This window comes from Klebsiella sp. 10982, from assembly GCF_048589245.1.
In the GTDB taxonomy this organism is placed as follows: Bacteria; Pseudomonadota; Gammaproteobacteria; order Enterobacterales; family Enterobacteriaceae; genus Klebsiella; species Klebsiella quasivariicola.
Window position 1 is genome coordinate 1 of sequence record NZ_JBMAXV010000089.1, and the last position, 4,805, is coordinate 4,805.

7 protein-coding genes are annotated in these 4,805 nt (G+C 44.0%); 1 reads left to right on the plus strand and 6 read right to left on the minus strand.

Annotation, left to right across the window (positions count from 1 at the left end; genetic code table 11):
• Positions 1-213: 213 nt before the first annotated feature.
• Entirely contained in the window at positions 214-405 is a 192-nt protein-coding gene (locus ACKLKD_RS27410) for a Rop family plasmid primer RNA-binding protein (RefSeq protein WP_021314601.1), read from the minus strand.
• A gap of 419 nt (positions 406-824) precedes the next feature.
• Between ACKLKD_RS27410 and ACKLKD_RS27415 the strand changes: the two genes are divergently transcribed.
• Positions 825-968: a replication initiation protein gene (locus ACKLKD_RS27415; protein WP_074192474.1), complete on the plus strand. Its 144-nt coding sequence runs from the start codon at positions 825-827 to the stop codon at positions 966-968.
• Positions 969-1,478: 510 nt separating this feature from the next.
• Here the strand turns inward: ACKLKD_RS27415 and ACKLKD_RS27420 are convergent.
• The 5 genes from ACKLKD_RS27420 to ACKLKD_RS27440 all read right to left on the minus strand — a co-directional run.
• Complete coding sequence (locus ACKLKD_RS27420; RefSeq protein WP_316934071.1) at positions 1,479-2,204, minus strand: DarT1-associated NADAR antitoxin family protein; 726 nt, start codon at positions 2,202-2,204, stop codon at positions 1,479-1,481.
• The gene (locus ACKLKD_RS27425; protein ID WP_132312503.1) at positions 2,195-2,809 is read right to left on the minus strand and encodes a DarT ssDNA thymidine ADP-ribosyltransferase family protein; all 615 of its coding nucleotides are present in this window, start codon (positions 2,807-2,809) and stop codon (positions 2,195-2,197) included. The genes ACKLKD_RS27420 and ACKLKD_RS27425 overlap by 10 nt, the downstream gene beginning before the upstream one ends.
• A 23-nt stretch (positions 2,810-2,832) precedes the next feature.
• Entirely contained in the window at positions 2,833-3,264 is a 432-nt protein-coding gene (locus ACKLKD_RS27430) for a hypothetical protein (RefSeq protein WP_132312506.1), read from the minus strand.
• Positions 3,261-4,187 (minus strand): replication initiation protein, encoded by a 927-nt coding sequence (locus ACKLKD_RS27435; protein WP_087806472.1) that lies wholly within the window; start codon positions 4,185-4,187, stop codon positions 3,261-3,263. The genes ACKLKD_RS27430 and ACKLKD_RS27435 overlap by 4 nt, the downstream gene beginning before the upstream one ends.
• A 220-nt stretch (positions 4,188-4,407) precedes the next feature.
• Positions 4,408-4,805: hypothetical protein (locus ACKLKD_RS27440; protein ID WP_420062003.1), on the minus strand; the 398-nt coding region annotated here is incomplete at its 5' end.

Genomic DNA, 4,805 nt, shown 5'->3' on the forward strand with positions numbered 1-4,805 from the left:
GCGTAAATCACCCGCCATGGTTGATTATTTTTCAACCTCAAAATGGTCATACACCTAACGCAGCCGCGATTTTCATCGCAACTTCATGAAAAATAAATAAAAAATAAAAAATACAGGGATTCTGGGTATTACCGGGGTAATAATGTTAAGCGCTAACACAATGAAAATTAAGGCGATGCCGGTATTACCCCGGTAATACCCAGAACGGAGCCATTACGCACCGTCCTGCTGCTCATTCAGGCGCGCTGACAGGCTTCGGTAAAGGCGTTCCGCATCCTCATGGAGTTTCTCGCAGAAATCAGCCTCATGATCCAGATCCAGGTCATTAAGCCTGTCCAGAAGAAGCAGGGACTGATCCTGGATGAATTTAGCCATGTTAACGGCAGTCTTTTGTTGTTTGTTCATGAAAGCCCCGGCGCGAAAGTGCTTACTGTACGTTCGGATGGTTTTCCGCTTCCTCGCTCATTCGCTCACTCCGTTCGGTCATGAGTCTGCGGCGAGCGGAGGGAGGATAAGCAGATAACGTAACGGTAAGCATAACGAAAGCTAAGGACAAGGGCGAAAAGGCCACGCCCCGGCGGGGCGTTTTTCCATAGGCTCCGCCCCCCCTGACAAGCATCACAGAATCTGACGCTCAAATCAGTGGTGGCGAAACCCGACAGGACTATAAAGATACCAGGCGTTTCCCCCTGGTCGCTCCCTCGTGCGCTCTCCTGTTCCTGCCTTTCGGTTTACCGGTGTCATTCCGCTGTTATGGCCGCGTTTATCTCATTCCACGCCTGACACTCAGTTCCGGGTAGGCAGTTCGCTCCAAGCTGGACTGTATGCACGAACCCCCCGTTCAGTCCGACCGCTGCGCCTTCTCCGGTAACTATCATCTTGAGTCCAACCCGGAGAGGCACGACAAAACGCCACTGGCAGCAGCCACTGGTAACGGATTCGCAGAACAAAGAAGTGTTGAAGTGTGAGGTGAAGTACAGCTACACTGTAATAACTAATTTGGTTTCTGTGCTCTGCGAAAGCCAGTTACCTCGGTTCAAAGAGTTGGTAGCTCAGCGAACCTTGAGAAAACCACCGTTGGTAGCGGTGGTTTTTTTCTTTATGCGATGATGAATCAATCAGTCTATCAAGTCAACGAACCGCGCTTCCATTGACAAAAAAACAAGATCTGTACATATTCAGAAAAAACAACGGATTGGGTAAGTTGGCACCATTACCCTCAGGCCAGTATCAGATGAAATGACGCTTCCTCGCTCATTCGCTCACTTCGTTCGGTCATGAGACTGCGGCGAGCGTTGCGTGCAAAAGGAGTGAGAATATTCGCACCGTTCTCAAAAAGGAGAAAGAGGAATATTGCGGGGAAGGAAAGGGATAAATGGTTGATAAAGAGTGTGTTTTTGTAAGCATTGGCGTGAACAGCCCTCTAAAAAAAGAGGGCTGTTATCTGATATAGGTTTGTTTTTTGTCTCACGAAGAGATTAAAAAAGATTTTGCTGTATTGATGAATCGTCTGATGAAGTGCTTATTGGTCTGTTTTTTATAGTATCTAAAAAAGCTTTTTTGTTAGATACAGATCGTGGGAGTAAGCAACGAAGCGATAGAGCCTTGAACAAAGCAACAGAGTAAGCTTGGCAATTTATTGATTTTTCAGGGTTAAACTCTATATCAGTAAAAGCATCATATTTAAGTATGTCATCTATTAGATGTTTGTTCTCTAATAATGTTTTTATATATATGTAATCATAAAATGCAGTCTTTGGCTCTAACTCCCAGATATCGCCAAATAAATCAAACCCAATCAATGTTCCAGACTCCTTAATTCGCTCATCTTTTTTGGCTTCCAATGAGGTTTTACAAAGTAGATCTCTGTAAGGACCACCAAATTTAAAAACCTTACTTGATTGAAAAAGAGTTTCAACAGTAAACTCCTCTTCATATTTTTTCGTTTTACCTTTTAAATTAAATGCACTCAAAGACACACCAAGCTCATTCTCTGATTTACTAGACACCTCTAATATATTAGAAATACCACCTAACAAATAAGCTTTATCATGCAGGCAGCTTATATTTCTCTGCTTTTGCTTAACAGCAAAACCAGGGTGCCAATTAAATTCAACGAAGATGGTTTTTACAAGCAGCTCCCCATGACTCACTGGGATAAAAACAGGTCTTTTTGCCATGATTTTTTTACCATTTAATTGCATTGCCAAAATCTGAAATCAGTTCTGTATGTGAATAATGATGGATTATGATAATAAGGTTTTAGTCTCCTGAAAGGTTTATTATCTTCAATAAACTGATCAAGATTATTAACTTTTGACGCCTCATCTATATTAATGCTTTCTATATAGTCAACCTCTATCCCATTTAACACCATAACCTCGGCTTGAGGATTGGTTGTATAGAAGTCAGGTATCTTTAAATCACTGCGCTTTATAAAATCAAACTCATCACAAAACATGGATTCTAAATATGGTAAATCCATTCGTATCGCTGATGGTATTGATGAAACTCTAGCGTTAGCTGCATTATCCGAACAAAAAACGCATGGTTTCTCCCATAAAACTGATGGGGATATTTTTATTACGGCCCAATCTTCATTGGGGTTATCGCACCTTAACTTATAAAACATTTTATAATTAACAAAAGATATTGATGTGCATATAGCGTTATTTATTGCATCATATCTATATAAATCATTACTTAACACAGTTATATTTTTGCTGCTAAGTTCTTCCATTCCTAGTAACCCGTTAGTCATAATGGAAGGAATGTTTTTAACATTGGTGAAGTGAAGTAATGAAGTCACCTTTCTTGACTCTATATATTCTTTTATTTTTTTCTATCGATTGATACGTTAACATCTTCAATGATTCCAGTTGTATTGTTTTTTAAATTTGACGATATAACTGCACCATTTTCTATTGAAATTAAAAACTCCCCCTCGTAGGTTATGAAGTATCCCATGTTCCTTTCATCTATAACCTTACCTTGGGATACATTAATACTCCCTGAAAACCAATTAGCAGGAATTGGCGAGTTTACTAAATTATCCTCGAAGCTAGCCCCACTAACCCAGTTAAGGTAGAGGTGACCATTTTTTATCTCCCATTTAGCATGATACCGTTTTGCTAAAGCCGAGCAGTATACATATTCAATATCATTAAGATTTATTACATCATTACCTGGAAGACTTATGTTATCTGATATTACACAACAAGAAACACCGTTAATTAAAATCACATCTTTTACTTGAACGGTCATTTGTTAAACCCTTTCCTGTAATATGTTGAGCGACTAATCCCAATGTTAACCCATGGCTTTATTTGGTTAACAGAGTATAAATCAACACTTCCTTTCGGCCTCCCTCCTGCTCTGCTTTCTCTCCCTCCCTTTTTCCCTCGAGTTGATTGTATTTCAGACGAATGAGTCCTGATCACATATTCATCAAATGATTCTTTCGAAAGGTTTCCATGGGTCCATTTAGCTATACTTTTAGCAATCCCATTCACCTCATTTTCATCCAGAGGAGCAGAGAATTGCAGATTGTAAACACGGGCACGTTCATAGCAGGCTTGTAGCCATTGATCATACTCAGGCCAGCCCTGACGAATGGCGCGATACGCCCATTTGCGGGTTCTATCGAACAGGGTGCAGTTACGGCCTAAGCCATAGTCGGCAACGATTTCTTTGTCGTTCGCGGCATTCAGGTCGAGTGAGTCGGCTAACCAGTCCAGCGTGTAGAGTTCCGGCTGCCATACCGCAATTTTCCAGTGACTGTGGTTCGGGTTCTTGCAAATCAGGCCAGAATAGCCCGTGTCAGCGTCCAGTTTTTTACGCAGCGCGTTTTCTATGGCCGCTGTGTACTTCAGCGGCTTCATTTTTCCGTCGGGGGCTGTGCGGATCGACGTTTCCAGGGCGTACAGCAGGTGCGCGTGTCCGTTTTCAGGATTGGTGATGGTAAGCGTAGGTGCGGGGGCGTTGCGGTCGCTCCAGTCGATGGCAGCACCAACACGATCAACGTCAAATCCCAGCCAGAACATGGCGTGAGGCTGATTGAACTGGATGTATTTCGCCAGGATAGCGCGCTCTTTCCCTGCAATGCGTACACCAAAGTGCAGATCGTCCGAGAAGTACGGCTTGTGCGGCAGGCGGTCGTTAAAAAGTTCGAGTGCGGCGTTACGCAATGTGCCCTGCGCTTATGGCGGGCTGTTGTCTGGCACGGTTCATGTGCTAATATCCTTTCAAGGTTTCGACCTGGCCCTGGTTATCATGCGGATCCGCCAAGATTAGACATGATGCCGGGGCTTTGTTTTTTCTGGCCTTAAAATTACACCGTCTTACGCTATCTGTCGATCTCACTGCGATTTACCATAACATCCGTTGCGTGCACCGCCTGAGACGCTCTCAGGGCGTTTCTGACGGGAAACCGGTAAAACAGGCAACAAACCACCCGAAAACCCGCCAGAAACGCGCAGGCTCTGTTTTTACGGCATGCATGAGTATGCGCGCAAGTGCATAGCGCGGAAATTCACGCCATTCAGCCGGGGTAAGTCCTGTTTCCGATGTTCTTCTTACCCGAAAACGGTGAACGGGGACGCAATTTATTGCGTGGCCGTGAAGCGTTGCCGGCGCAGCCGGAAAACCCGCTGTCAGCACGTTCAGGAATCGGGTTCGTCGACGGCCGGCAATCACGTTATGGCAAGTCGCCGGACGACTCACCACACGATTCACCGGCGATTCGACTCGTGACTTGACTCTAGAGTCACCACGGTCATAAAAACGCCAAAGCGACGATTCGACTC